We start from the raw sequence: 23121 nt of genomic DNA, 5'->3' as shown, positions 1-23121 counted from the left end.
TGATCATCCCCATTTCGATAAACATCGTATGTTTAAGCATGAAAACTTTACCATTCTATTGGATCCTAATAAGTCTGCTGTCAATCCTACTGTCAGCCTGTGTCACCAATGGCACCAATCAATCACCTAAACCCAATTCATCACCATCACCCCAAGACCAGGACATGACCAATTCCACCGAAGACATCACCTATTTGGCACTTGGAGACTCTTACACCATTGGTGAAGGGGTCAGCGAAAATGACACCTATCCCGCCCAATTGGCTAAATTGCTCTCTGCAAAGGGAGTAAAAGTAACCAAACCTAAGATCATCGCCACCACGGGATGGACCACGGACGAACTCCAGCAAGGCATTGATGCTGCCAATATTAGAGAGAACACTTACTCGATCGTCACCCTGCTGATAGGCGTAAACAATCAGTACCGTGGACGTACCGTAGAAAATTACAAAGCAGAATTTGAGCAGTTATTAGACGAGGCCGTTGCTTTTGCCGATGGTCATGCCAGTCGTGTAGTGGTCATTTCCATTCCTGATTGGGGTGTCACCCGGTTTGCGGAGCAACAGCAAGTGGACCAAGAAAAGATAGCTGCTGAAATCGACGCTTACAATCGGGCACAACAAGTAATCACGGAAGGCAAAAACGTCACCTTCATCGACATCACGGAAAAATACCGCCAAATCGGGCATTTAGAAGACAATATGGCCGCCGATGGGCTCCATCCAAGTGGCAATGTCTATCGCTATTGGGCACAGCAACTTGAGGGGATTTTGGTTGAAAGATTGTAATAATTGGAAGATTGAAAAATGGGAAAACTGTCAAACTGAATGATTGTTAACAATAAAACAGTTCGACAGTTTAACAATTAAAACGTTAGATCAACTCCTTGATAAAAGGATCTTCATAATCCTCAATAAAGGCCAGCACATTGGAATACTGATCGAAGTCTTCCCTCGGGTGGGCAGTGGTGAGTACTACGGCTTTCATGCCTGCATTTTGGGCTGCTTCGACGCCTTTCGGTGCATCCTCAAAAACGATACAATCCTCCGGTTCCCTTCCCAGTGCTTCCGCTCCCATTGCAAAAGTATCCGGATGGGGCTTGCTCAGCTTCACATCATCTGCCGTGACAATGGACGAGAAGTACTTTCTGATACCTAGGTTGTCCAGTGCAAAGTCCACATTGAAAGGAATGGCGGCGGTCCCTAGCGCCATTTTTACCCCGGCTTTCTCTGCCTTTTCAAAAAACTCTCCCAGTCCATTGATCAGGGACAAATGGGGCTTATACTCCTGCTGGTACCTTTTCTCTTTTTCCATGGACCACTGGTCTGCTTCCTGAGGAGTAAAATGCCCCTTCCCGAATACCCTGTCCAACACTTCGGGATTCTTTCCGTACATCTCCACTTTCACTTCTTCCCAACTGAGATTGGCGCCCAGGTCTTCATTGAACAGCTGGTGCCAAGCTTTGGTGTGGAAATGCATATCATCTATAATGGTACCGTTAAGGTCAAAAATAAACGTTAAGTCTTTGTTGTTCATCGTCATTATTGGTTTAAAATAGGTTGACAAAGGGTAAAAACGGTCCGCTCACTAATTTGGTTCTTTTCATCGCTAATAGTTTTTGATTTTTTCATACTTTTAGAAAACCAACTTTAAAACAGGAATTACCCATGGTGAATTTTACCAAGCCATTCACAACACTCCCTGACACTGTTCAAAGCCAGCTCAACCAAAAGTTCACGGAAGTAAAATACACCAAATCCCAGCGGCTTTACCTCCAAAACCAATCTGGCATTGAGGGCTTTGACTTTATTATCGAAGGAGGGTTTGAAGGATACTTTTATGACCGCAACCAAAAAAAACGCAGGGTGGAAAAGTATGGCCCAGGGGCTTGGTTTGGGGGAATTTCTCTCCTGTACAACAAAGGCATCTCCTTACAGACGGTGGACACCCTCCCCAACACCAAGGTAATGCGCCTCACACCAGAGGAATTTCGCCTGATTTGTCAAGAACAACAAACATTCAGGGATCATTTTGTCAGGGAATTTGGTGAACGTATGCTGGAGCCGGAATTCGTACACTTTATCAAAGGCGCCACCTATTACCCCCAGCAGAACAACATCACTTCTGATACTTTTTATACCCAGAAAGTGGGCTCGCTAAACCCACGTGAACTGGTCACAGCACGTGGACAATCCACCATCGCCGAAGCCGCCAAAATCATGGGCGAGGAAAAAACCAGCTGTATCTTCATTACCGATGACGCAGACAGTATCATCGGCTATGTCACTGACATCACCCTGAGAGACCAGGTCATCGCGCAGAATATCCCCACCAGCACACCAGTGGTGGAAATCACCAAAAGGGACATCGTCTCCATCGACGCGGATGCCTATATTTATGAATCCCTGCTCCTGATGTTCCAGACCAAAACGCGATACCTCTTGGTAGAAAACGAAGGGAAGTTTACGGGATTTATTTCCCGGACCAAACTCCTCAGTGAGCAGTCGCAATCGCCCTTTCTTTTTATCCAATCTGTAAAGCAGGCCACTTCTGTGGGAGAGCTTCGGGAAAAATGGAGCCAAGTACCGGCCATCGTGGAGCAATTGCTGCAGCGAGGTGTAAAATCCGAAACGGTCAATCAGGTCATCACCACCGTCTCTGATACCATCGCCCTTCGCGTGATAGATGATGTCATCCACGAAGTAGGCCCTCCACCGTCGAAGTTTGTCTTTATTACCTTGGGGAGTGAAGGCCGTAAGGAACAAACCCTCAAGACCGACCAGGACAACGCAATCATTTACGAAGACAAGGCCAACGAACATCGTGAAGAAGTCCGGGCATATTTTCTGGACTTTGCCGACAAAGTCTCTACACATTTGGACACCATTGGCTTTAGCTTTTGCAAAGGCGGATTCATGGCCAAAAACCCCAAATGGACACATTCCCTCTCCCACTGGAAGCGCAACTATGATGCTTGGATGATGGAGTCCACACAAGAGACGGTCATGAAGTATTCCACTTTCTTCGACAACCGCCCGATTTATGGCGACTTCGGCATTTTGGATGAGCTGCACGACTACATGGACAAGCAGCTGGATGTGCCCTTGGAACGCTTCTTCTTTAACATGGCCACCAATGCCCTCCAATACGAACCTCCCTTGACCTTTTTTAAGGGGATCAGGACATTCACCGTTGGTGAGCAGAAGGTTTTTGATATCAAAAAAGCCATGACGCCCATCGTGGACATCACGCGGGTGTTTGCGCTCAAGCACAAGATTTTCCTGACCAATACGGGGGAACGGCTGGATGCTCTAGCACAGGCCAACCATATCACAGAAGAAGAACTATTGGAACTTAAGCAGGCCTATTATTACCTGATGGGTCTGCGGCTGGACCGCCAAGCCAAACAGATCATGCTGGACAAAATGGAACCCGAAAACTTTATCAGCATCGACAGCCTCACCAAAATAGAAAAGGTAACCTTGATCGAGATCTTCAAAGTCATCAAAAACTACCAGATGAAGGTGAAGATCGCTTTTACCAATACGATCTTTTAACCCAGTTTCAATGCTGTTTTGCTAAGGACCTGAGCTCGACTTAATTTTAGTATAAAAATGTTTCGAACCCTGATCATCTTGGCGGGTTTTATCCTTTTTTGATTATACGCTTTATTGCCACTAGGTTTTATTTCTCGCGGAACGCACAGAAACCCCAAAATGAAACAACGCTTTTCTGAGATTTCCGTGGTTTCTATGAGGACCTATTTCATATCTCTGTGATTACTGGTGTCATAGCGGATATACATAATAAAAAAAGCCTCCGAAAATAGGCCACAATCCATCTTCCTCGGAGGTTTAATCATCTATCATACGTCTCGGTGTTGTCCCTTCAGCTGTACTGAGGGACACCTAAATTTAAGCCTGTGGCACGGTTTGTTTTACAAAAAAACAACTGACTGTCAGGATATGTCAGTGGGTCACATATAAATTGAGCCTATCAATAAACCAATGTTTTACATTAAATTCTGTAAATTATGAAAGAGTTAAGTTTTGACAGAATGGAAAAAATAACAGGAGAAATGAGTGAAGATTGTGGTTGGACAATTGCTAGTTGGACAATTGCTACGGTTGGACTAGCAGCCTTAACAGGTGGTGTAGGGATTTTGGCTGTAACTGCTATGGCAGGTCGCGGCATAGCATCCATTAGTTTTATGAGAGCTTGTGGACCAAGTGATTTTTATTAATGCCAATATGAAAAAACTCACCATCAATATCATTTCATATTTAGCTATCATTGTCTCAATGCTTCTTTTGATGAAAATTGATGATATTATTCCCTATTGGGATTTTGCTTGTTTCTTAGTCATTATATTTGCAACCATCGGATGTATCTACACAGTGATCAAGTACCGCAAGTCCGGATGTTCTTAAGCTGTCGAAAAACACACCTCGGTTGTCCCTTCAATTTTACTGAGGGACGCCTAAAGTTGAGCCTGTGACTCATCACTATGTTTAAGAATCCATAAAGGCTGTCATAACAGCCTAAAAAAAAACCTCCGGAAAATAGGCGAAAAGCCATTTTTCCCGGAGGGTTTTTAATATCTCTCGTCTAGCATCTTGATGCTATACTATTTCCCTGACTTGGTCACATTGGAGATCAAGGCCACTTTTTCGATAGGCTCAGAGGCATTGGAGTATATTCTCACGACGCTACGTTGCTTGCCCATTTTGCCGGCAGAATTAAAGCTTACCTTTATTTCACCAGTTTTACCTGGGGCAATAGGCTCTTTCGGCCATTTCGGCACGGTACATCCGCAAGTAGCGGCCACGTTTGATATTTTCAGCACTTCTGTTCCCGTGTTGGTAAACTTAAAGGTGTGCTCCACCTTAGTTCCTTGTGAAATCTCACCAAAATCCTTCTCGGTCTCCTCAAACTTGATTACAGGTCCATTTACTTCTTCTTTCTCAGCAGCAGTATTCTCCGATTCAGTCTGTGCCTGCACAGCAAATGCTGAAAACGCCACGGCAAAAATTAGAATTAACTTTTTCATTTCAGTTGGTCTTTATTAATTACTAATAGAAAATTACGCAATTTCCGTTCCAAATATATTTTACAATTATCATCACACTTACTTCTATAAACGCATGACTCCGTAAATGTTCCGATTTTTTAAAGAATAATCAAGTCAATATGCTTTTTATCAGGGTATTTTATCACCCCACAAAGAAATTAGCATGGAAATTCACTAAAAAAACCTCCTCTGTCGCCCTCGTCAAGGCCGTGTATAGCCACCTAATATAGGCAGTGTCCAATTGGTCTTCGGTCACATACCCTTGATCCACAAAAACCACCTTCCACTGCCCCCCTTGGCTTTTATGACAGGTAAGCGCATAAGCAAACTTCACTTGAAGGGCATTCAGGTAAGGATCCTTTTTTATATATTCCCTTCGCTCTTTTTTGTTTTCCACTCCTGCATAATCTTCAGTGACCTGCCGATACAATTCACGCGAAGCTTCTCCGCTCAAGGAAGTAGATGAGGTATATAATGTATCCAAAATTACTTTTGCCTCAAAAAAAGGTTCTTCAGGATAATCTATCAACCTCAACTCCAAGGTGGCAAAGCGCAGGCCGTACATCTCCTCAAAGGAACGAATTTTGACCACTTCCACAAAATCCCCATTGGCCAAAAAACTCACTTTATCGGATTCTGCCATATAATAGTAATTATTCCGCACAATCATCAACATATCGCCTGTGGATACTTCCTCTTCATAAAAATGGATCGCCCTACGGATATATTGGTTGTATTGTACGGCAGCCTTATTGGAGCGGGTGATAATTATGGTATTCTCCAACCCATATTGATCATAAGCATAACGCAAACCATCCTCCAAGCGCTCACTGGTCATTTTATAAAAATCCGAAAACCCTTTCACCCTGAACGAAATCACTGGATTCTTTTTCACCACTTCCTTGCGCAACTCCGTAGCGTTAAAGAGAATTCCTGAATCTAGTTGCTGTCGCATTACCTCAGTGAGCTCCGCTTCCAGTACGTCCAGCCCGTAGTGATGAATAAGGTAATCCCTGTCCAACGCGGGACTGTTTTCACTGTTGACTGGCGGCAGTTGGGCTGTATCACCAATCAAAATCAGTCTATTGGTGGGGTGCTGAAATACATACTGTAGCAGGTCCCGAAGCAGGTTGCTTCCCCCTAAGGCATCATCAGACAACATAGAAGCTTCATCTACGACAAAGACCGTGTTTTTGTAATAGTTCTTTTGAAGGTCAAAGGCTGATCCTACAAAACCTTCTTGCTCCTTGGGACGGTAAATGATCTTATGGATGGTAAACCCCATCCTGCCAGAGTAAGCAGCCATTACTTTGGCAGCACGGCCTGTAGGAGCCAGCAACAAGGAACGGAAATTCAGCTTTGAAAGAGACTTCACCACTGCAGCAATGACAGAGGTCTTCCCCGTCCCGGCGTATCCTTTTAGAACACAAGTGGGTTTTTGATCAAAGCCATCATCCAAAAAAGTATCCATCAATCCAAAAAAGGCTTCCTGCCCTTGGGTAGGCACATGTGGAAAATTTTGCCTTATCAGCGTAGCTGGCTTTGGGATATGTTCCTTATCTTTATTCATGTAAAAGCGAATCTACAGCTTATATGCAGAATTTAGAAAAAGAAATCAATGAGAAATTTGGAGGTAGATTGCGCACACGGGTCAATGGTGTCCTTATACAAGACGACAAGATCCTCATGGTCAAGCACCTGATGGGAAACGAAAAACACTTCTGGAATGTCCCCGGTGGCGGGATGGACTACCAATCCACGGCTCCCGAGAACCTCCAAAGAGAGTTTTTGGAAGAAACAGGCTTAGCCATTCAGGTTGGCGAATTATTGACGGTCACCGAATACATCAAACATCCCCTTCATGCAGTGGAGCTTTTTTTTGAGGTAACCCATCTATCAGGCCAACTTACCAAAGGCACAGACCCAGAACTACCAGAATCCTCACAACTCATTGAGGATGTGAGGTTCATGGATATAAATGAAATCCAACAGCTTCCCAAGGACGAAAAACATCATCTTTTTTGGAAGATAAAATCGCTCAATGACGTAAGAATATGGAAAGGATATTTTAATTTTGAAAATAAATGCATAAAATAGCATCTTATTAGATACCATCAACCTTTATATAAGAAGTAAAATCCACTGAAAAATGAATTTGACTAGAATCTTATCGATTGTTTTTCTCATCGCAGCCTTGGCTGTAGGCTACAAGCTCTACAAAGGTGTAGACGATGTCATGCAAGAAGAAACGCGAATAGCTAACATTGAAGCTCGAGTAATCGAAAAACTCCAAATGCTTCGAGAAGCACAACAGGCTTACTTGGCCACCAACGGAGAATATTCAGGAAACTGGCAGGATCTAAAAAAATTCATTGAAGATGGAAACATCTTCATAGTTCAGAAGACTGAAGAAACCAAACTGCTGGATTACGGTGAAGAAGAAGTGACCATTAAATACGACACCTTAGGTTCTGTCAATGTAATGGACTCACTCTTCAACGAAAGAAAATATCCTGAATTCAACATCAACACCCTAAACGTGGTGCCAGGATCAGGCGGTAAGACATTTGAGTTCTTTGCTGACAAAGTAGAAAGAGGCGCCAGCAAAACCCTTATCGACGTATTCGAGATCAGAGACCCTGCTCCTGTAAATCCAGAAAGACAGCAAAACAACAATGAAAAAGCGCTGAGAGTGGGATCCAAAACAGACGCTTCTACCTCAGGTAACTGGGAATAACCTTGGCTAAGACTGTAAAAAATACTCATACAGAATTTCACTGCGATAAGCTTGACGTAACCACTACGTCAGGTTTATCGCTTTTATTTTATCCTGAAAGGCTAATTGTGATCGTTAAAAACCAAAACGGTCTGGTCATCGGGGTAAATGATTACCCTTTCGTAGAGCCTAAGGAACTGGACATGATCCTACAAAAGGACTTGTTCATCTCCCAAGCTGGCAAACAATCTAAGGCCAACCTTTATATTTACTCACCTGATTTTTGTTTGGTACCTGGTGTAATGTTCGAAGCTTCGGAAGCTGAAACCTACCTTAACTTTAGCAGTAAGTCACACCACACCTCCTTCTTTCATTCAAACCTACAAGAAGGCCAGCTAGTGGTAGTAGGCGGGGTGGACAAGGCCGTGCTCCAGCTCTTTACCAAACACCTTCCCCACCTCCAATTGACACATGGAAGCAATATGGCACTCTCCTACTTACTCCGGGAAATGCCTCAAATGCTCAATCAAGAAATTGCTGTGGTCATCGAGGACAGTCAAATTTATTTGGCCGGATTTGCCAATAAAGCACTTAAATTTTTTAACCGATTTGAAGTCAACAGTAACCAAGAGTTTTTGAAATACAGTTTTAGTGTACTTCACCAGTTGGCATTTGACAGAATGCACTGTAAGATCACCATTTACGGCAACCTAGAAGAAATCAGCGTTCAGGCTGACGTGCTTCGCATGTATTTCAAAAACATCGAAATCACCACACCAAAAGCTAACCAAAACTACCTTCCAGGGGCAGAAGGGTTCAAAGAAACTAAAAAACTGGCAGCCTTCTGGACCAATTGAAGCCGTAGAAATGAAAAAAACAGCCATCTTCCCCGGATCTTTTGACCCCTACACCAACGGACACCATGACATCGTCATGAGAGGACTGGACATCTTTGATGAAATCGTTATTGGCATAGGATACAATTCCTCCAAAAAGTCCAGGTATTTCGAGATTGACATGATGGTCGAAAAAATCAGGGAAGTATACAAAGAAACTCCTGAAGTTAAGGTAGTTGTCTACAATGAACTTACTTCAAGTCTGGCAAAAAAGCACGACGCCACTTTCCTACTAAGAGGGCTTCGAAACACCACAGACTTCGAATACGAAAACACCATCTCTCAAATGAACCGGTATCTCAACACGGATTTGGAGACGGTATTCCTGATCACCTCACCGCAGTATGCGGCCGTAAGCTCTACTGTCATCAGGGAGGTACACCGCTATGGCGGAAGCGTCAGTGATTTTCTTCCTTACGAGGTCTGAACTTCCGGCACCATCTTTAAAAAGCGCTTGTAAAGGTAGCGCATCGATGGATAGGAATTGACCAAGGCCACTTTGGCTTCATGATGGGAAAGCCACTTGATATCATCTATACCTTCTTCCCGCTGAGGCGCCATCTTCGAATCATCCGTGCACTCCATCTTATACCAATAGGTCTTTTTTAAGATACTTTTACGATTTTGCGTGTAGGTATGCCAAGTCTTGCAGATCAACTTGCCCTGCTTTACAGAGATGGCGCACTCCTCCTCCACCTCCCTAACAGCGCATTCTTCGGGGGTCTCTCCTTTTTCAAATTTCCCTTTGGGCAAATCCCACTTACCTAAACGATGAATAAATAGAACCTTTTCCTTATCCGTCACCACTCCACCTGCTGCCTTGACAATATTAAAGCGACTCTTGATATAGGATTTCAATGCCTTGACATCATCGGCGACAATCGTGATGGTATCCAGGTTTTTCAACTTTCTGGTCCTTAGCAAATACAGTAACTTAATAATGATATCCTTGGAAGGCTTCGTAATCAAGACATCATCATGAAAAGCCACATAAGCAGGCAAGTCCTTAGGGTTATCATAAACACATTCAAAGGTCTTACTTTTACTCAGCTCTTCTGGTGATAATATGTCCAGCGGTTTGTCGTTGATGAATATTCTCATACTAAAGTCATTTCAAACCAAAAATGCACAAAAATATTAGCCATCACAACCGCCAAAACATTTTTATGAATTAATTTTATGGCATGAAATTACACAGCAAAGAAATAGCGGCAGCCATTGCCAAAAAGTTACTCGAAATCAAAGCCATCCGTTTGCAGCCCCAACAGCCTTTTACCTGGGCCTCTGGATGGAAATCCCCTATCTACTGTGACAACCGCCTTTCCTTGTCCTTTCCTGAGACAAGGACATTTATCAAGGAAAAGCTCGTAGAAGTGGTCCGTCAAAACTTCCCAGATGCAGAAGGTATTGCTGGCGTGGCCACCGCAGGAATCCCCCAAGGCGCCCTGATCGCTGAGGAAATGGGCATCCCATTCATCTATGTAAGATCCAAACCCAAAGGCCACGGCATGGAAAACATGATCGAAGGCAAAGTGACCAAAGGCCAAAAAGTAGTAGTCATCGAAGACCTAGTATCTACAGGTGGAAGCTCACTGAAGGCCGTGGAAGCACTCAAAACAGCTGGCTTTGAAGTATTGGGGATGGCTGCTATCTTCACTTACGGATTTGAACTAGCCCGCAAAAATTTTGAAAATGCAGGAGTTGAATTGATGTGTCTCAGTGACTATGAAGCGATGTTGCCCCAAGCTATCGAAAATCATTACGCTTCAGATGAAGACCTACAATCGCTCGCAGAATGGAGAAAATCCCCGGAAACATGGAAAGCAGAATAGCTAACTGACTTATTGTTTGAACCCGGTTTCAATGCCGTTTAGTTAAGGCTATTTCCCAGTTTTCACATGCTAGGAGTTCCTTTTCTATTTGACTTTAACCCGGAATATGCATTAGCCTATCTATTACGGTATGAACCTACTTCAAAATCAGTCGCTTCGCTGCTGTTTTCGATTTCACCATAGCGGTGCTATGCCTCAATCTCCAAACAGCCTGATTTTCTTGCAGTTTCAAACCTCATCACGATTCCTAATGCATAAACCGGGTTTAACCGTATGGCTTTGGCCATTTTGGTGGTTTTTATCCTTTTCCTTTCTTCCATTGATGAAAAAAGAAAGAAAAAAATCTAGGCCGGTGGTCTGCCCTTTAAAATGGGACATAGATTTCCCATGCGACGTGGATCCGTCACCCATTTTAATTTTCATTCGGTGGCTCCGGGCTGAAAGAGAGTGGATCTCGCTGTTCCACGACGCGAGCTAACTCCCTTTCTTAACAGCCTGCACCACCGGATGAAAAACAGGCATACCAAGAGCCGTCATATGGAAACAACACCTTTTTGGGACTTATTAACTGAATCCGCCTTGCAGGTATTGGGCGTTAAGAAATTAAAAAGCGGGCGGGCAAAAAGGCAGGCTTGTTTGACGAAATGCTGGCCAAAAAGAATGTTGGCTGCTAAAAAGGAGGAGTTTGCCTGCATGAGGGAAGGTTTTAATTTTAGGCCAATAGATGCACAGCGGCGGGTTTTTTTTGGTTATTTTTTTGACCTGAAGCAAAAAAGTGACAAAGGTAAAGAGATGAAAACCATCTTGAAATTTAGCAAGAAAAATAACTGCCCAAGGAAAAAATATAGAACACATATTTCCAGATACACACTAAACTAAACGGCATTAAACCCGGGTTGAATAGTAGGGCTGCAGGATCGCTTGTCGGTACGGTACCCCTACAGTTCGACAATCATCGGTTAAAACTTCTCTTCGACACCTAGTCCAAAAAGCGCAAAGTCATATTTCACAGGATCCAAAGGATCAAACTCCCTCAGCCGTGCAGTCAGCTCTACTGCCGTCTTCCAGTCCGTTTGTTTCCGCTGAATCAGCCCTAGCTTTCTCGCTACCCGGTCCACATGAAGATCACATGGACAGATCAATTGAGAGGGGCTGATCTTTTCCCAAATACCAAAGTCAACTCCTTTTTGATCCTTACGGACCATCCAACGCAAAAACATATTGATCCGCTTACAGGCAGCTTTTCGCTTGGGAGTAGCTACATGTTTTCTGGTCCGGCGCGGTGCCTCTGGATCGGCGAAAAATACTTCATGAAAATTGCCAAGGAGAACTTCCATGATATCCACCTCATCTTCCCAGCCAACGGTAAATGCTTCCTCTAAACTCCCGTGCTCCCGATAAAACCGGCTCAAAAATGCAATGAACCAAAGGGTGTCGATATCATTAAACGTACGGTGCTTAAAATCCAAAAATGGCTTAAGGTCTGATTCGGAATGGTGCAGCATAAAATCATGGGGGGCATCATCCATCATGACCAAAAGCTCAGTACATTTATTGATAATGGTCTTTCGTTGCCCCCAGGCCAAAGTAGCGGCAAAAAAACCGGCAATCTCTATATCCTGTTTTTTGGAATAGCGATGGGGAATTAAAATAGGATCTGCTGCAATAAACCCTGGTTGATTGTAAAGAGCTACTTTCTCCTCCAAAAACCCTTTCAAATCCATCATAAGGCCACACTAACTTCACCACCCTGGGTACCATCAAACCACTTAAAACAAAGCTTATTTTTCTCTTTTTCGGCCAAGTGCCAGTCAAAACACTTAATATTGGTCAGTGGCGTAAGCCGATCTTCATCTGGCTCATAGAGGCACACATCAAAATCCGGCAACTCTTTAGCCTCAACGGTGTTCCATCTCTCCAGTAGATATCCCTCTTCAATTACATTCACCTTCTTGCCAAAATAATGGTCCTCCAAAACCGAAGGGACTCCATCCTTACGACGTACAGCATAGCAGGAGGGGCCAAACATAATTTGCTTGTACAGCTTGGCTTCAAGCAAGTCAACATCCTGGGACAGCTGGCCCCATTCAGGGATAGTGATTTCTGTAATGGATTCTTTTCGTTTTATTCGGGTCAACATTCTGGATATCCATGAAAAAAAATAGGTCATACCAATAAATACCAGCCCAAAGGTAGCAAGAATAGGATATGAAATTATAAATATCAAATTCCAGATAAAACGGAAGATGTGATGGAATATGAGTTGGATTTTATTCATTCAATTATGCAAACGTCTGCGCAAAAATAACCTAATTATCAGCAATTAACAAAATGACTTACACCACTTCTATACATCGGGCATTGATGCTCCACCTTATTCCAGCGCCCCCTCTGATCATAAGGCTTAGAAAAAATGTATGGTGAAATAATCCTAAACCGGGCTAAAATAAAAAGACTGCACTTGGTACCAACCAACTGCAGTCTTTCACTTTACGATGCTGTATGGGCCTAGTAGGATACCTCCACCCTAAACCTGTTATTTACAGCCCTCAGTTGGTCAAATGCTGCTTGGGAAACCTTAATTAACAACTCATCATTATCACCAGTATCAGGTAGTTTTCCCACTACCCTTGCGAAAATAGTCACGTCATTTTCTTCGTTTCGGATCCTCATGATCGTACCCACCGGAGCCGTCTTGTGTAATACCAGGTATTTTTTATGATTCCCTGTACCTTCGATGACTTCTGCTTGACCGGACTCCTTGATGTTCTTATAAGCGGTACTTTCATTGCTCGCCTTTTTTACAGCAGCAGTAGAGGCCGCAGCTTGCTCAGATGCACCCTTCACCTCTTTTTGATCAGGCACGTCAGGTGACGTTGAGGAAGGTGAGGGGTTGTTGACAGCACCTTCTTTTCTCCCTACTTTCAGCTTCTGGCCTTCTCTGAGGTTATTGGATGAGAGTACATTCCAGTTGATTAAATCCCCCATATTGGCATCATACTTCTTGGAAATGGAATAAAGCGTCTCCCCATCTTTCACTGTATGGGTGATCCAGCCAGTGCCCTCATCATCGGTAACCTCCTCTATCCGCTCTGTTTCTGTGACTGGAGCGGATACTTCTTCCACTTTTTTCGGTGTCTTTTCTTTTTGGCTCTTCTCTTCTATTACCACCTCTTTTTTTGCAACTTCCGGAGTTGGCTCACTCATGCTTGGTTTTACTTCTGTGGGATTTCCCCGTAGCTCGGGAGCCTCCCTTTTGGGTGTTTCTTTTGGCTTGGCACCTTGTATAATTAAGCCTTGGCCCACACTAAGGTCATCACCTTTTAGGTCGTTCCAAGCCTTCACGTCAGTGACAGCAACACCGTACTTTTGTGCAACGGAAAAAAGCGTTTCCCCTGGGGCCACTTTGTGCAACACGGCTCCTTCAGGTATTTCCGTTTTGGGAGTATAGGGCACCTTGATCCGTTGACCTATTTTCAGCCCTTGTTTAAGCTCATCATTATTTTTGATAATGTCACCAACAGGAGTCTCATATCGTCTTGATATCGCAAACAACGTCTCCTTGGCGGTCACTTCATGGATAATATATGTCTTGCCTCCTATCTTTTCCATTCCTACTGAATCTTGGGCTGCTCCTGTAGCAAAGGCTCCTCCCACGCCAGTTAAAAAAATAAAAATCGCTAAACTTAACTTCTTGATTAAACTGTCCATACTCACTATAAAACTCATATTTCCTGTTGTGATTACTTTTGGCAATTATGCTTTGATTTGTGCTTTTCTCTTAGCTGCAAATTACAACAAAAATACTGCTAAAATTTTCAATCAACAGAAATTTCCTAAATGAATGACCTTAAAGTTTCTAAATGAGAATTGAATCAAAACCTTTATATTTATAGTTGGCCACTTCCATTTTCATTGGGCGTCGTCACGACTGCCTTCCCAAAACAGGATGAACACATCCTTAACGGAAGCAGTAAAAAACCTTAATCACTTATCTATGAAGATTGCGCAGCTTTTCTGCTTTTTGTTACTCTCCTTTCTGCACTTTCAGGTGCAAGCAGCACAGGACACTACTGATATCAAAAAAGTGTACGTCCTGGAAATCCGAGACAATATCGACCCCAGAATGAACAGAAAGGTAAAGATGGCCTTGGAAGATGCCGTCAACAAAGAGGTCGACTATATCCTTATACACATGGATACATATGGCGGCGCCGTCAATGATGCTGATGATATTCGTACCATGCTCTTAGAAGCCGAAACCCCGACCATTTCTTTTATTGACAAGGATGCTGCCTCCGCAGGAGCATTGATATCCATTGCATGCGACAGCATCTACATGGCTCCGGGCGCAAGCATTGGTGCGGCCACCGTGGTCATGGGGGGCTCAGGAGAAGCCGCCCCCGACAAGTACCAGTCCTATATGCGCTCAATGATGCGCAGCACAGCAGAAGCCAAGGGCAGAGACCCCAAAATCGCCGAAGCAATGGTCGACGAAAAGCTGGTCATAGAAGGCATCACCACCGAGGGTTCTGTCATCACCTTTTCCGTATCCGAGGCCATCAAAAACGGATTCTGTGAAGCAGAAGTACACACCATCGATGAAGCAATCCAACATCTCGGAATAGACAACCATGAACTGATCGAATATGAAGCGGGTGTGGCGGAGCACATTATCAGTATTTTTCTCAATCCTGCCATCAGTGGCTTCTTGATATTAATAATCATAGGGGGAATATATTTTGAAATCCAAACTCCTGGGGTAGGTTTTCCCTTGGCGGCTGCAGTCACTGCGGTGATTTTATATTTCATCCCTTATTACCTGACTGGTCTGGCCGAAAACTGGGAAATCGTCGTATTCATATTGGGCATTATCCTCTTGGCTCTTGAACTCTTCGTCATACCCGGATTTGGTGTGGCGGGTATTTTGGGCATCGCCTGCATACTGACTGGACTGACGCTGGGCATGCTCCCCAATGATGCCTTTGACTTTTCCTTTGTGCCTTCCGAGGAATTGTTCGTCGCTTTGGTCACCGTGATATTGGCCACCGTAATCGCCATAGGCGGAATATTCATGCTCGCACCGAAAGTAAATGAATGGCAAGCATTCAGCAAAATCACCTTGGCCACCACCCAAAAAAAGGAAGATGGCTACACCTCTTTTTGGTATTCCAATGACCTGCTGGAAAAAGAAGGCATCGCCCACACAAGACTAATGCCCAGTGGCAAGGTATTGGTGGATGAGGAAATTTATGATGCCCACTCTCGGGGAGAGTTCATTGGACAAGGGGAAAAAATCAAAGTCATCAGTACAGAGGGCACTTCCCTAAAAGTAAAAAAAATCAGTTAGCAGGGAAAAGCCATTTGGTTATTGAGGCAGTGGGTTACGGGGTTCATTTTTCGTGTATTTGTGCTCCATCACTTACTGACGTTCTACGTTTTTGCTCATTTTTAATTAAGTTTGCCGTAACTATCACTGAAATTCCATGAATGAATTCCAAACGGTTTATCAGGCCATAGGAGAAGAAAAGATCAAGGAACTGGTCGGTTATTTTTATGAGGGCGTGGCCAATAATGAAGCCTTAAGATCGCTGTATCCCAGTGACCTCGATGCTGCAGAGGAGCGTTTATTCCTGTTTTTACTACAGGTTTTTGGCGGTCCCGCTACTTACTCCGAACAGCGTGGGCATCCGAGGCTCCGTATGAGGCACTTGGAATGGGCCATTGACGACAATATGAGGAATCACTGGCTCAGCACCATGTTTACCGCCATGGACAAGATGGCTATTGACCAAAATGTCAAAGAACTCATGATGAGCTACTTCGTAAAAGTGGCCAATCACATGATCAATCAATAACTCAGGCATGCGCTTACTCAGAAGAATCTATTCGACATACGGCACCATTATCTTTTTGGGGTCTTTTTTGGTTCTCCTCCCGCTTTTTATCATCACCATTGAGGTGCCCGGCCTGAAAAAATACGGCCGAATGCTCAATGGCATCTGGGCCAAAGTCTTCTTCACTGGCCTCCTTATGCGCGTAAAAGTGGAAAACAGGCATTTCCTTAAAGAACAGCCACAGTATATCATCGTAGCTAACCACTTCTCCTACTTGGACATTCCCGTGATCGGCCTAATGTCCGGTGATGCGGTGTTTGTGGGCAAAAGCTCTATTGGCAAAGTCCCCCTTTTCGGATACATGTTCAAACGTCTTCATATCGCCGTGGACAGGGCTAGCTTCAGAAGCAGGGGAGAAACACTCAAACGGACCAAGGAGATCATCGATGAAGGAAGCAACATCATCATTTTTCCGGAAGGAGGCATCCGCAGCACTGATCCACCAAAGATTTCATCATTTAAGGACGGGGCATTTAATCTCGCTTTTGAAAAACAAATCCCTATAATTCCTGTAACTTTATCCTATAATCACTTAATTTTGCCCGACGACAATAAATTCTTATTGAACTATAAACCGGTAAAAGTGGTCATTCATGCACCTGTGATCCCCAAAGGATCAGAAAAAGAAGCGGTGGCCGACATGAAGCTTCATTGTCACCAGGTCATCCAAGAGCAGCTCTGGAAAGACAATCGACCTCACTGATTTACCAAAAAAATATGCATCATGAAAATTGATATCAATACCCTTAAAAAAATTGCCCACCTAGCTCGTTTGGAATTCGATGAGAACAGTGCCAAAAAAATGACCAGGGACATGACTCAGATTTTGGACTGGGTAGAGCACTTGGACCAAGTAGACACAGAAGGCATCGAGCCGATCACCACGATGTCCTCAGAGGTAAATATACTCAGGGAAGATGCTGTAGGCAAACACCTCCCTCATGACAAAGGGCTTAAAAATGCCCCACAAAAGGACTCTGACTACTTCCGTGTGCCTAAGGTGCTAGAATAATGCCTGAATACCGAACAGACAACACCAGCAAGATATTACTACAAAGACTGCCAATCCTCATCGTGATCATTGGCAGTTTTCTTTTATGCTATCAGTACTGCTTTGCACCGGACGAAGCCTTGCCCATACAGCCGGGGTTATTTTCGGAAATGGTAGAAGTGCCCCTCGATTTTTACAATTGGGGTGTGGCCAATTACGCCCTACAAGTAGAAAACTACTTAGTATTCCAAAATTTCGAAGTGCTTGCACCAGTGCCTCAAATTGAAAAGACTTATTTTTTCGGTGCAGTCGTTTGTCTATTGATTGGTTTGGCCATCAGCCTGATCACCACCTTCAGAAGGTATCATTTTATTGGAGCCATGGCCTTGGTTATCCTCATGCTCACCTTTAGCGGGGTCAATTCCCTGAACATTGGCAGTGTCAGCAGTAACCTTGCCTTGATCATCTTGATGGCCGGATTCACCCTTCCAGCTATGGTCATCCACTTTTTCTATGAGCACATCCCTCTTACAAAAAGGACCTTGATCATCGCCCCTATAGCGTGGTGTACCATTGCCCTACTTCTTTATCTCAGCCCTACGGTCAATCCCACCTTGCTCCTTTCCGAAAACCTCGGGTTGGTAGCCCTTAGTGTAGCGGCCATCTTTTTGCTGTATGTAGGCCATGCATTGGTCGGAGGTTTTTTCTTATTGCTTACCAAACTTAACCAAGGTGTAGGACTCAAAATCTCATGGCACTTGACCATTTTCACCACTGGCTACCTCTTGCTATTGCTCATCATCTTATTACACTATACCAATAGTTATTCTTTACCTTTTACTTACCCACCGCTTTTCCCGCTCTTTATCGTCGTGGGTGTGGCGGGGTGGTTTGAAATACGTGCAAAAATCGACCAAATCGACCAGCCTTTCAACTTGCCAATTGTCGGAAAATCCCTTTATTGGATTGGTTTTGGGATCAGTTCCATGGCTTTCTGGAAAGCCAGCTTCTCACTGAACCAACCTATGCTGGATTTCCTAGATCACTGGCTGCTTTACACCCAAATCGCCTTTTCGTTGTTGTTTTTCATTTACCTCATGTCCAATTTCCTCGGATTCATGAATTCTGGAAAACCGATATCAGAGGTGATTTTCAGGCCAAAGTACTTTGCCTATGTCCACATGCGTATCGGGGCACTCATTGCCTTGCTCTCATTAGTGGTCTATTCAGATGGCGTTATCGCCCCACAGTTAAGCACCAGCTCTACCAACTTTTCGGCAGATTACTATTATGCCACTGGCCGGCCCCTGGAAGCAAGAATCCTATACGAAAACAGCTGGATCAGGTACAGAAAAAACGGCAAAGCAAAAGTAGCTACTGCGCTATTGTATGAGGATGAAAACCAACTGACCTTGGCCAAGCAACAAATGCTGGAAGCTTTCGAATGGAGTCCATCCGTTCCTGAAGTAATCTTGGCTGCTAATATGGCACATAAACGAAACAGGTATTTTGATGCCCTGTTTTATTTGGAAAAAGGCCTCGAAATATACCCTGACAACACACTGATCAAAAACAACCTGGCCTTACTATACAGTAAAGGCAACAAAGCTCAAAAAGCCCTGGAACTATTACCGCCTAACGACCGTAGCGGAACCATTCAGGCCAACCGCATTGGGGTTCAGGTAAAACACCTGCTCAATATCGATCACCTACCTGAGCCGGGCCAAGACAGGATAGGCAAAATCAATACGTTGGCCTACTACAATTTAATCGGGGATTTCGCAAATTTCACAATTGAAGCAGAAGTCAGCGATGCCCCCTTAACACAGCAGGCCATTCTACGAAACCAATGGTCCAACAAAACCTTCGCGCCCATTGACCAAGACATTGCCCTTGTTGATTCACTCTATTCCAAAGAACTAAGTACCGCTGCCCAGCAAGAGCTCCGGGTCACGCGAGTCATCCGAAGCTACCAGGACCACCAGGTTTCCTCGGCCTTAAAATACCTGAATGGGCTAGCCATCGACTTTGAAGGGTCTGCTGGATACTTCCATGGCATGGCAGCATATATATTGATCGGACAAGGTGATTTTGAAAAGGCAGCCAATGAACTTGCCACTGCCGAAATGATGGGATATAGGGATTTTAAAAGCGACCAGCTGCCCGTCCTGTACTTTGGTGGCCATAAGGACATTGCCAAGAAGATCGCAGAAAAATACCAGCTGGAATTTCCCGAATGGATGAAAAACGAACTGGACTCCATAGGGAATCCCCAAATTGACATGGGCTATTTTGGCTATTTTGACCATCTCGTACAGCTCAACAAAGCCACCAAAGACGAATTCCTCACTTTTTATAAAGCAATGGAAGACGGTCCGCTAAAGGTGATTTATGCCCACGAAATCCTATTCAAGAAAGGACACTGGCTCTCAGAAAGCGAGCTCAAAGAAATCAGCAGTTACCTGCTTTCGCATAAGGACCTGGATAGCCGCTACATCGAAGAACTCGGGTCCATTGCCAGGCAGAAAGTGACCAAATCACCCGAAAGCCCCTTGCTGAAAGTGTATTTTCCAGACAATGCTCCTGTAGCTACCAACCCCTATTTTACGCCCATGGTACTCATGGCTGCAAAAGACGCTCCTTCTTCAGAAGAACGCTACGAGCTATTAAGGAATGCATGTGAATTCAACAAAGATGCCAGACTATGGCTCACCATGATCCAGGCCGCCCGCGACCTAGGACTGACAGGCTATGTCAACACCTTCGTGGATGAACTGAGACAGTGGGTACCCCTAACGAAGCTCCAAGAATTGCAGGAGAGCGAGGACTGATAATGTTCTATCGTAATCTTTATTGATATTTTAGCTTGGGCCTTCCTTCTTTGCTCTTACGTCCAATCTTCATACATTCATTTTGCCTTTAAGATAAATTAAGCATATTCCATTACACTTTTTGCTTTAAAACTGTATCTTTAGGAAATACAAAACGTCAATTTTTATCATGGGGAAAATAATTGAAACCAAAGACATCAAGAAAACATATGTGATGGGCGCCGAAAAAGTGCATGCCCTTAAGTCCGTCACCATTGATATCGATAAAGGAGAGTACGTTGCTTTTATGGGGCCATCAGGTTCTGGCAAATCCACCTTGATGAATATTATTGGCTGCTTGGACACCCCTACTGCCGGTAACTATGTCCTGAACAGCAAAGATGTCAGCCATATGTCAGAAAACGATTTGGCAGAAGTAAGAAATAAGGAGATTGGTTTTGTGTTCCAAACCTTCAACCTGCTTCCCCGTGCCAGTTGCTTGGAGAACGTAGCTTTGCCACTGATATATGCTGGTTTTAGCAAGTCAGACCGTGAAGACAAGGCTTTCATGGCACTGAAGAGTGTAGGCCTAGAAGATCGTATCAACCACAAACCCAACGAGCTGTCAGGCGGCCAGCGTCAAAGAGTGGCCATCGCCCGTGCCTTGGTCAATGACCCCAGCATTATCCTTGCCGATGAACCTACAGGAAACCTGGACTCCAAGACTTCCTACGACATTATGAATCTCTTCGATGAGCTCCATCAAAAGGGAAACACCATCATCATGGTGACACACGAAGACGATATCGCCCATTACGCTCACCGTATCGTAAGGCTCCGGGACGGCCTGGTGGAGACAGACCAGAAAAACCCCAACCCTACAAAAAATAATTTTCAGGCGGTCAGCGAATAGTATTGCAATTAAATGCTTAATTTTGCTTCCTGATTTCAAAGCAGAAAATGAAATCGGTGAAATTTCTTTAGCATGGGCCAAGGAATATTTTCCCTTTTCGTTATACCTGAAACAAACCTAAAATCTTTACCTCATGAAGCTTTACACAAAAGGAGGCGACCAAGGCCAGACCTCCCTATTGGGTGGAAGTAGGGTTTCCAAAGCTGACTTAAGAATAGAGGCTTATGGAACCATCGACGAGCTAAATGCTTTTTTGGGTTTGCTAAAGGATCAGGAGGTAAACCAAAAACGCTCCGGTCAGTTGAAAACCATTCAAGACCGGCTGTTTACTATTGGTGCGGACTTGGCCACCGAGCAAGGCAACAACAAGGTGAAGAAGCCAGACATCCTAGAAGAGGATGTTACTTATTTAGAAAGGGAAATCGACCTGATGGAAGAAAAACTTCCTGCTCTGAAAAAGTTCATATTGCCCGGAGGGCACTCAGCCATCTCCTACAGCCATGTGGCAAGAACAGTGTGCAGGAGAGCCGAAAGAAGGGTCACCGCACTCCATTCCCAAGAGGCAGTGGATGAAATAATAATCAAATACCTCAACAGACTTTCAGATTACCTGTTTGTTCTGGGAAGGATGATAGCAATAGAAGTAGAAGTAAAAGAGATCACGTGGGAATCTAGAGTTTAATACCATGAACACAACAATAGACATCCAAATAAAACAAACTAGCCAATCTAAGTTGCCAGGAACTGATTTTGAGAACCTGAGTTTTGGACAAGTAATGAGTGACCACATGTTTGTGGCCGACTATAAAAACGGGGAATGGCAAGATTTCCGAGTGGAACCCTATGGGCCATTGAACCTTAATCCAGCTAATGCCACCTTGCATTACGGACAGTCTGTCTTTGAAGGCCTGAAAGCCTATAAAGACGACCACAACAACGTGCTGATCTTCCGACCAGACGCCAATCAACGTCGTCTCAATGAATCAGCAGACCGGCTGTGCATCCCCCAGATTCCTGAGGAAATTTTCATGGAGGGGTTAAGAAAACTTCTAGAGGTAGACAGGGACTGGATCCCTAATAAACCGGGCTGTTCGCTCTATATTCGTCCTTTTATCTTTGCTACGGACGATTACCTGGGCATTCGGCCATCCGCCACATATAAGTTTATGATTTTCACTTGTCCCGTGGGGCACTATTACGCCAAGCCTGTATCGGTAAAAGTAGAGACCAACTTCACGCGTGCGGCAGAAGGAGGAACAGGACAAGCAAAAGCAGCAGGAAACTATGCCGGCTCGCTCTACCCTGCCCAAATCGCCCAAAGACAAGGCTATGACCAATTGCTCTGGACAGACGGAAAAAGCCATCAAAACATCGAGGAAAGCGGTACTATGAACGTGATGTTCATCATCAATGACACGCTTATCACTGCTCCCACTTCCAAGGGCACCATTCTCAAGGGCATTACCAGAGATTCTGTTTTGACCTTGGCCAAAGAAAAAGGCCTCAAAATAGAGGAACGCTTCCTAACCGTGGACGAGCTCAAAGAGTCATTGGACAACAACAGTCTTCAAGAGGCATTTGGCACAGGCACTGCTGCCACAATCGCCCATATCCACAAAATCAACGTTGGGGACAAGGATTACGACCTGCCTGAGAAGCCAGCCGACTCCTTCTCCTACCAAGTACTGGAAACCCTTGATGCCATTAAATATGGCCGACAAGAAGACACACATGGGTGGATCACCAAGGTCTGAAATCCCATTATAAAAATATAAAGCCAAGCATTTCAGGAACATCATTTTGCCTGAAATGCTTTTTTTATTCGTAAATACCTGCCCCAACCCAGGAAAAGGCCTCGACAATAAAGAAGCGCTTCCAGCATCCATCTAATGTGAGGAAAACACATAGCTCCGCCGAGGAATTCGGTAAAACACCACAACAAGTAATGTTGAAAATGGCCAAATCCATTTCACAATGGTGCTAAAATAAAACCTG

General features: G+C 44.2%; 24 protein-coding genes. 17 read left to right on the top strand and 7 right to left on the bottom strand.

All coding sequences use genetic code 11. The features are described 5' to 3' along the window. The first annotated feature begins 38 nt into the window (after window positions 1-38). On the top strand, window positions 39-788 hold the full coding sequence (locus DN752_RS16775; protein ID WP_112785022.1) for an SGNH/GDSL hydrolase family protein: 750 nt from the start codon (window positions 39-41) through the stop codon (window positions 786-788). An 85-nt stretch (window positions 789-873) separates the two neighbouring features. On the opposite strand, the gene DN752_RS16770 is transcribed toward DN752_RS16775, so the two are convergent. Then, window positions 874-1536, bottom strand: coding sequence for an HAD family hydrolase (locus tag DN752_RS16770; protein ID WP_112785021.1), 663 nt, complete (start codon window positions 1534-1536; stop codon window positions 874-876). Between the two features lie 131 nt (window positions 1537-1667). Between DN752_RS16770 and DN752_RS16765 the strand changes: the two genes are divergently transcribed. Beyond that, window positions 1668-3557: a DUF294 nucleotidyltransferase-like domain-containing protein gene (locus DN752_RS16765; RefSeq protein WP_112785020.1), complete on the top strand. Its 1890-nt coding sequence runs from the start codon at window positions 1668-1670 to the stop codon at window positions 3555-3557. Between the two features lie 476 nt (window positions 3558-4033). After that, complete coding sequence (locus DN752_RS16760; protein WP_112785019.1) at window positions 4034-4243, top strand: hypothetical protein; 210 nt, start codon at window positions 4034-4036, stop codon at window positions 4241-4243. 384 nt (window positions 4244-4627) lie between these two features. On the opposite strand, the gene DN752_RS16750 is transcribed toward DN752_RS16760, so the two are convergent. Further along, window positions 4628-5050: a DUF1573 domain-containing protein gene (locus DN752_RS16750; RefSeq protein ID WP_112785017.1), complete on the bottom strand. Its 423-nt coding sequence runs from the start codon at window positions 5048-5050 to the stop codon at window positions 4628-4630. A gap of 163 nt (window positions 5051-5213) precedes the next feature. After that, window positions 5214-6641, bottom strand: coding sequence for an ATP-dependent DNA helicase (locus DN752_RS16745; RefSeq protein WP_112785016.1), 1428 nt, complete (start codon window positions 6639-6641; stop codon window positions 5214-5216). A 23-nt stretch (window positions 6642-6664) separates the two neighbouring features. Between DN752_RS16745 and DN752_RS16740 the strand changes: the two genes are divergently transcribed. The 4 genes from DN752_RS16740 to coaD are packed head-to-tail and all read left to right on the top strand — an operon-like array spanning window position 6665 to window position 9110. Next, window positions 6665-7168 carry an NUDIX domain-containing protein gene (locus tag DN752_RS16740; protein ID WP_112785015.1) on the top strand — a complete coding sequence of 168 codons (504 nt, stop codon included), beginning with the start codon at window positions 6665-6667 and terminating at the stop codon, window positions 7166-7168. 52 nt (window positions 7169-7220) lie between these two features. Continuing rightward, window positions 7221-7808, top strand: a complete 588-nt coding sequence (locus DN752_RS16735; RefSeq protein ID WP_112785014.1) for a hypothetical protein — start codon at window positions 7221-7223, stop codon at window positions 7806-7808. Window positions 7809-7810: 2 nt separating this feature from the next. Beyond that, window positions 7811-8644 (top strand): DUF3822 family protein, encoded by an 834-nt coding sequence (locus DN752_RS16730; protein WP_112785013.1) that lies wholly within the window; start codon window positions 7811-7813, stop codon window positions 8642-8644. A 10-nt stretch (window positions 8645-8654) separates the two neighbouring features. Next, window positions 8655-9110 carry a pantetheine-phosphate adenylyltransferase gene (coaD, locus tag DN752_RS16725; protein ID WP_112785012.1) on the top strand — a complete coding sequence of 152 codons (456 nt, stop codon included), beginning with the start codon at window positions 8655-8657 and terminating at the stop codon, window positions 9108-9110. Here coaD and DN752_RS16720 read toward each other — a convergent pair. Next, window positions 9098-9784 (bottom strand): NUDIX hydrolase, encoded by a 687-nt coding sequence (locus tag DN752_RS16720; protein WP_112785011.1) that lies wholly within the window; start codon window positions 9782-9784, stop codon window positions 9098-9100. The two genes, coaD and DN752_RS16720, sit on opposite strands and share 13 nt — an antisense overlap. Before the next feature lie 83 nt (window positions 9785-9867). Between DN752_RS16720 and pyrE the strand changes: the two genes are divergently transcribed. Both pyrE and DN752_RS16710 read left to right on the top strand, forming a co-directional pair. Then, complete coding sequence (pyrE, locus tag DN752_RS16715) at window positions 9868-10515, top strand: orotate phosphoribosyltransferase (RefSeq protein WP_112785010.1); 648 nt, start codon at window positions 9868-9870, stop codon at window positions 10513-10515. A gap of 537 nt (window positions 10516-11052) precedes the next feature. Next, the gene (locus DN752_RS16710) at window positions 11053-11394 is read left to right on the top strand and encodes a hypothetical protein (protein ID WP_162633241.1); all 342 of its coding nucleotides are present in this window, start codon (window positions 11053-11055) and stop codon (window positions 11392-11394) included. A gap of 80 nt (window positions 11395-11474) precedes the next feature. Here the strand turns inward: DN752_RS16710 and DN752_RS16705 are convergent, their stop codons facing one another. From DN752_RS16705 to DN752_RS16695, 3 genes are all read right to left on the bottom strand, one after another. Continuing rightward, window positions 11475-12242 (bottom strand): TIGR02757 family protein, encoded by a 768-nt coding sequence (locus DN752_RS16705; RefSeq protein WP_112785008.1) that lies wholly within the window; start codon window positions 12240-12242, stop codon window positions 11475-11477. Then, entirely contained in the window at window positions 12239-12793 is a 555-nt protein-coding gene (locus DN752_RS16700) for a hypothetical protein (protein ID WP_112785007.1), read from the bottom strand. Before DN752_RS16700 ends, DN752_RS16705 begins: the two co-directional genes overlap by 4 nt. A 230-nt stretch (window positions 12794-13023) precedes the next feature. Then, entirely contained in the window at window positions 13024-14244 is a 1221-nt protein-coding gene (locus DN752_RS16695) for a LysM peptidoglycan-binding domain-containing protein (protein WP_112785006.1), read from the bottom strand. Between the two features lie 268 nt (window positions 14245-14512). On the opposite strand from DN752_RS16695, the gene DN752_RS16690 reads away from it, so the two are divergent. The 8 genes from DN752_RS16690 to DN752_RS16655 all read left to right on the top strand — a co-directional run bounded on the left by DN752_RS16690 (window position 14513) and on the right by DN752_RS16655 (window position 22880). Then, the gene (locus tag DN752_RS16690) at window positions 14513-15865 is read left to right on the top strand and encodes an NfeD family protein (RefSeq protein ID WP_112785005.1); all 1353 of its coding nucleotides are present in this window, start codon (window positions 14513-14515) and stop codon (window positions 15863-15865) included. 136 nt (window positions 15866-16001) lie between these two features. Beyond that, window positions 16002-16373, top strand: coding sequence for a globin domain-containing protein (locus DN752_RS16685; protein WP_112785004.1), 372 nt, complete (start codon window positions 16002-16004; stop codon window positions 16371-16373). 7 nt (window positions 16374-16380) lie between these two features. Then, the gene (locus DN752_RS16680; RefSeq protein WP_112785003.1) at window positions 16381-17115 is read left to right on the top strand and encodes a lysophospholipid acyltransferase family protein; all 735 of its coding nucleotides are present in this window, start codon (window positions 16381-16383) and stop codon (window positions 17113-17115) included. A gap of 21 nt (window positions 17116-17136) precedes the next feature. Further along, on the top strand, window positions 17137-17424 hold the full coding sequence (gatC, locus tag DN752_RS16675) for an Asp-tRNA(Asn)/Glu-tRNA(Gln) amidotransferase subunit GatC (RefSeq protein WP_112785002.1): 288 nt from the start codon (window positions 17137-17139) through the stop codon (window positions 17422-17424). Then, window positions 17424-20234, top strand: coding sequence for a tetratricopeptide repeat protein (locus DN752_RS16670; protein ID WP_162633240.1), 2811 nt, complete (start codon window positions 17424-17426; stop codon window positions 20232-20234). The genes gatC and DN752_RS16670 overlap by 1 nt, the downstream gene beginning before the upstream one ends. A gap of 169 nt (window positions 20235-20403) precedes the next feature. After that, window positions 20404-21126, top strand: a complete 723-nt coding sequence (locus DN752_RS16665) for an ABC transporter ATP-binding protein (protein ID WP_112785000.1) — start codon at window positions 20404-20406, stop codon at window positions 21124-21126. Between the two features lie 133 nt (window positions 21127-21259). After that, window positions 21260-21808: a cob(I)yrinic acid a,c-diamide adenosyltransferase gene (locus DN752_RS16660; protein WP_112784999.1), complete on the top strand. Its 549-nt coding sequence runs from the start codon at window positions 21260-21262 to the stop codon at window positions 21806-21808. Window positions 21809-21812: 4 nt separating this feature from the next. Further along, entirely contained in the window at window positions 21813-22880 is a 1068-nt protein-coding gene (locus DN752_RS16655) for a branched-chain amino acid aminotransferase (RefSeq protein ID WP_112784998.1), read from the top strand. The last annotated feature ends 241 nt before the right edge of the window (window positions 22881-23121 follow it).

Source organism: Echinicola strongylocentroti, assembly GCF_003260975.1.
Classification (GTDB): Bacteria; Bacteroidota; Bacteroidia; order Cytophagales; family Cyclobacteriaceae; genus Echinicola; species Echinicola strongylocentroti.
The sequence above is the reverse complement of the archived record's forward strand: the minus strand, read 5'-3'. Positions and strand labels throughout refer to the sequence as shown.

Coding starts and splice junctions, on each gene's coding strand:
- DN752_RS16775 (WP_112785022.1), top strand. CDS start 39: ATGAAAACTTTACCATTCTATTGGATCCTAATAAGTCTGCTGTCAATC.
- DN752_RS16770 (WP_112785021.1), bottom strand. CDS start 1,536: ATGAACAACAAAGACTTAACGTTTATTTTTGACCTTAACGGTACCATT.
- DN752_RS16765 (WP_112785020.1), top strand. CDS start 1,668: ATGGTGAATTTTACCAAGCCATTCACAACACTCCCTGACACTGTTCAA.
- DN752_RS16760 (WP_112785019.1), top strand. CDS start 4,034: ATGAAAGAGTTAAGTTTTGACAGAATGGAAAAAATAACAGGAGAAATG.
- DN752_RS16750 (WP_112785017.1), bottom strand. CDS start 5,050: ATGAAAAAGTTAATTCTAATTTTTGCCGTGGCGTTTTCAGCATTTGCT.
- DN752_RS16745 (WP_112785016.1), bottom strand. CDS start 6,641: ATGAATAAAGATAAGGAACATATCCCAAAGCCAGCTACGCTGATAAGG.
- DN752_RS16740 (WP_112785015.1), top strand. CDS start 6,665: ATGCAGAATTTAGAAAAAGAAATCAATGAGAAATTTGGAGGTAGATTG.
- DN752_RS16735 (WP_112785014.1), top strand. CDS start 7,221: ATGAATTTGACTAGAATCTTATCGATTGTTTTTCTCATCGCAGCCTTG.
- coaD (WP_112785012.1), top strand. CDS start 8,655: ATGAAAAAAACAGCCATCTTCCCCGGATCTTTTGACCCCTACACCAAC.
- DN752_RS16720 (WP_112785011.1), bottom strand. CDS start 9,784: ATGAGAATATTCATCAACGACAAACCGCTGGACATATTATCACCAGAA.
- pyrE (WP_112785010.1), top strand. CDS start 9,868: ATGAAATTACACAGCAAAGAAATAGCGGCAGCCATTGCCAAAAAGTTA.
- DN752_RS16710 (WP_162633241.1), top strand. CDS start 11,053: ATGGAAACAACACCTTTTTGGGACTTATTAACTGAATCCGCCTTGCAG.
- DN752_RS16705 (WP_112785008.1), bottom strand. CDS start 12,242: ATGATGGATTTGAAAGGGTTTTTGGAGGAGAAAGTAGCTCTTTACAAT.
- DN752_RS16700 (WP_112785007.1), bottom strand. CDS start 12,793: ATGAATAAAATCCAACTCATATTCCATCACATCTTCCGTTTTATCTGG.
- DN752_RS16695 (WP_112785006.1), bottom strand. CDS start 14,244: ATGAGTTTTATAGTGAGTATGGACAGTTTAATCAAGAAGTTAAGTTTA.
- DN752_RS16690 (WP_112785005.1), top strand. CDS start 14,513: ATGAAGATTGCGCAGCTTTTCTGCTTTTTGTTACTCTCCTTTCTGCAC.
- DN752_RS16685 (WP_112785004.1), top strand. CDS start 16,002: ATGAATGAATTCCAAACGGTTTATCAGGCCATAGGAGAAGAAAAGATC.
- DN752_RS16680 (WP_112785003.1), top strand. CDS start 16,381: ATGCGCTTACTCAGAAGAATCTATTCGACATACGGCACCATTATCTTT.
- gatC (WP_112785002.1), top strand. CDS start 17,137: ATGAAAATTGATATCAATACCCTTAAAAAAATTGCCCACCTAGCTCGT.
- DN752_RS16670 (WP_162633240.1), top strand. CDS start 17,424: ATGCCTGAATACCGAACAGACAACACCAGCAAGATATTACTACAAAGA.
- DN752_RS16665 (WP_112785000.1), top strand. CDS start 20,404: ATGGGGAAAATAATTGAAACCAAAGACATCAAGAAAACATATGTGATG.
- DN752_RS16660 (WP_112784999.1), top strand. CDS start 21,260: ATGAAGCTTTACACAAAAGGAGGCGACCAAGGCCAGACCTCCCTATTG.
- DN752_RS16655 (WP_112784998.1), top strand. CDS start 21,813: ATGAACACAACAATAGACATCCAAATAAAACAAACTAGCCAATCTAAG.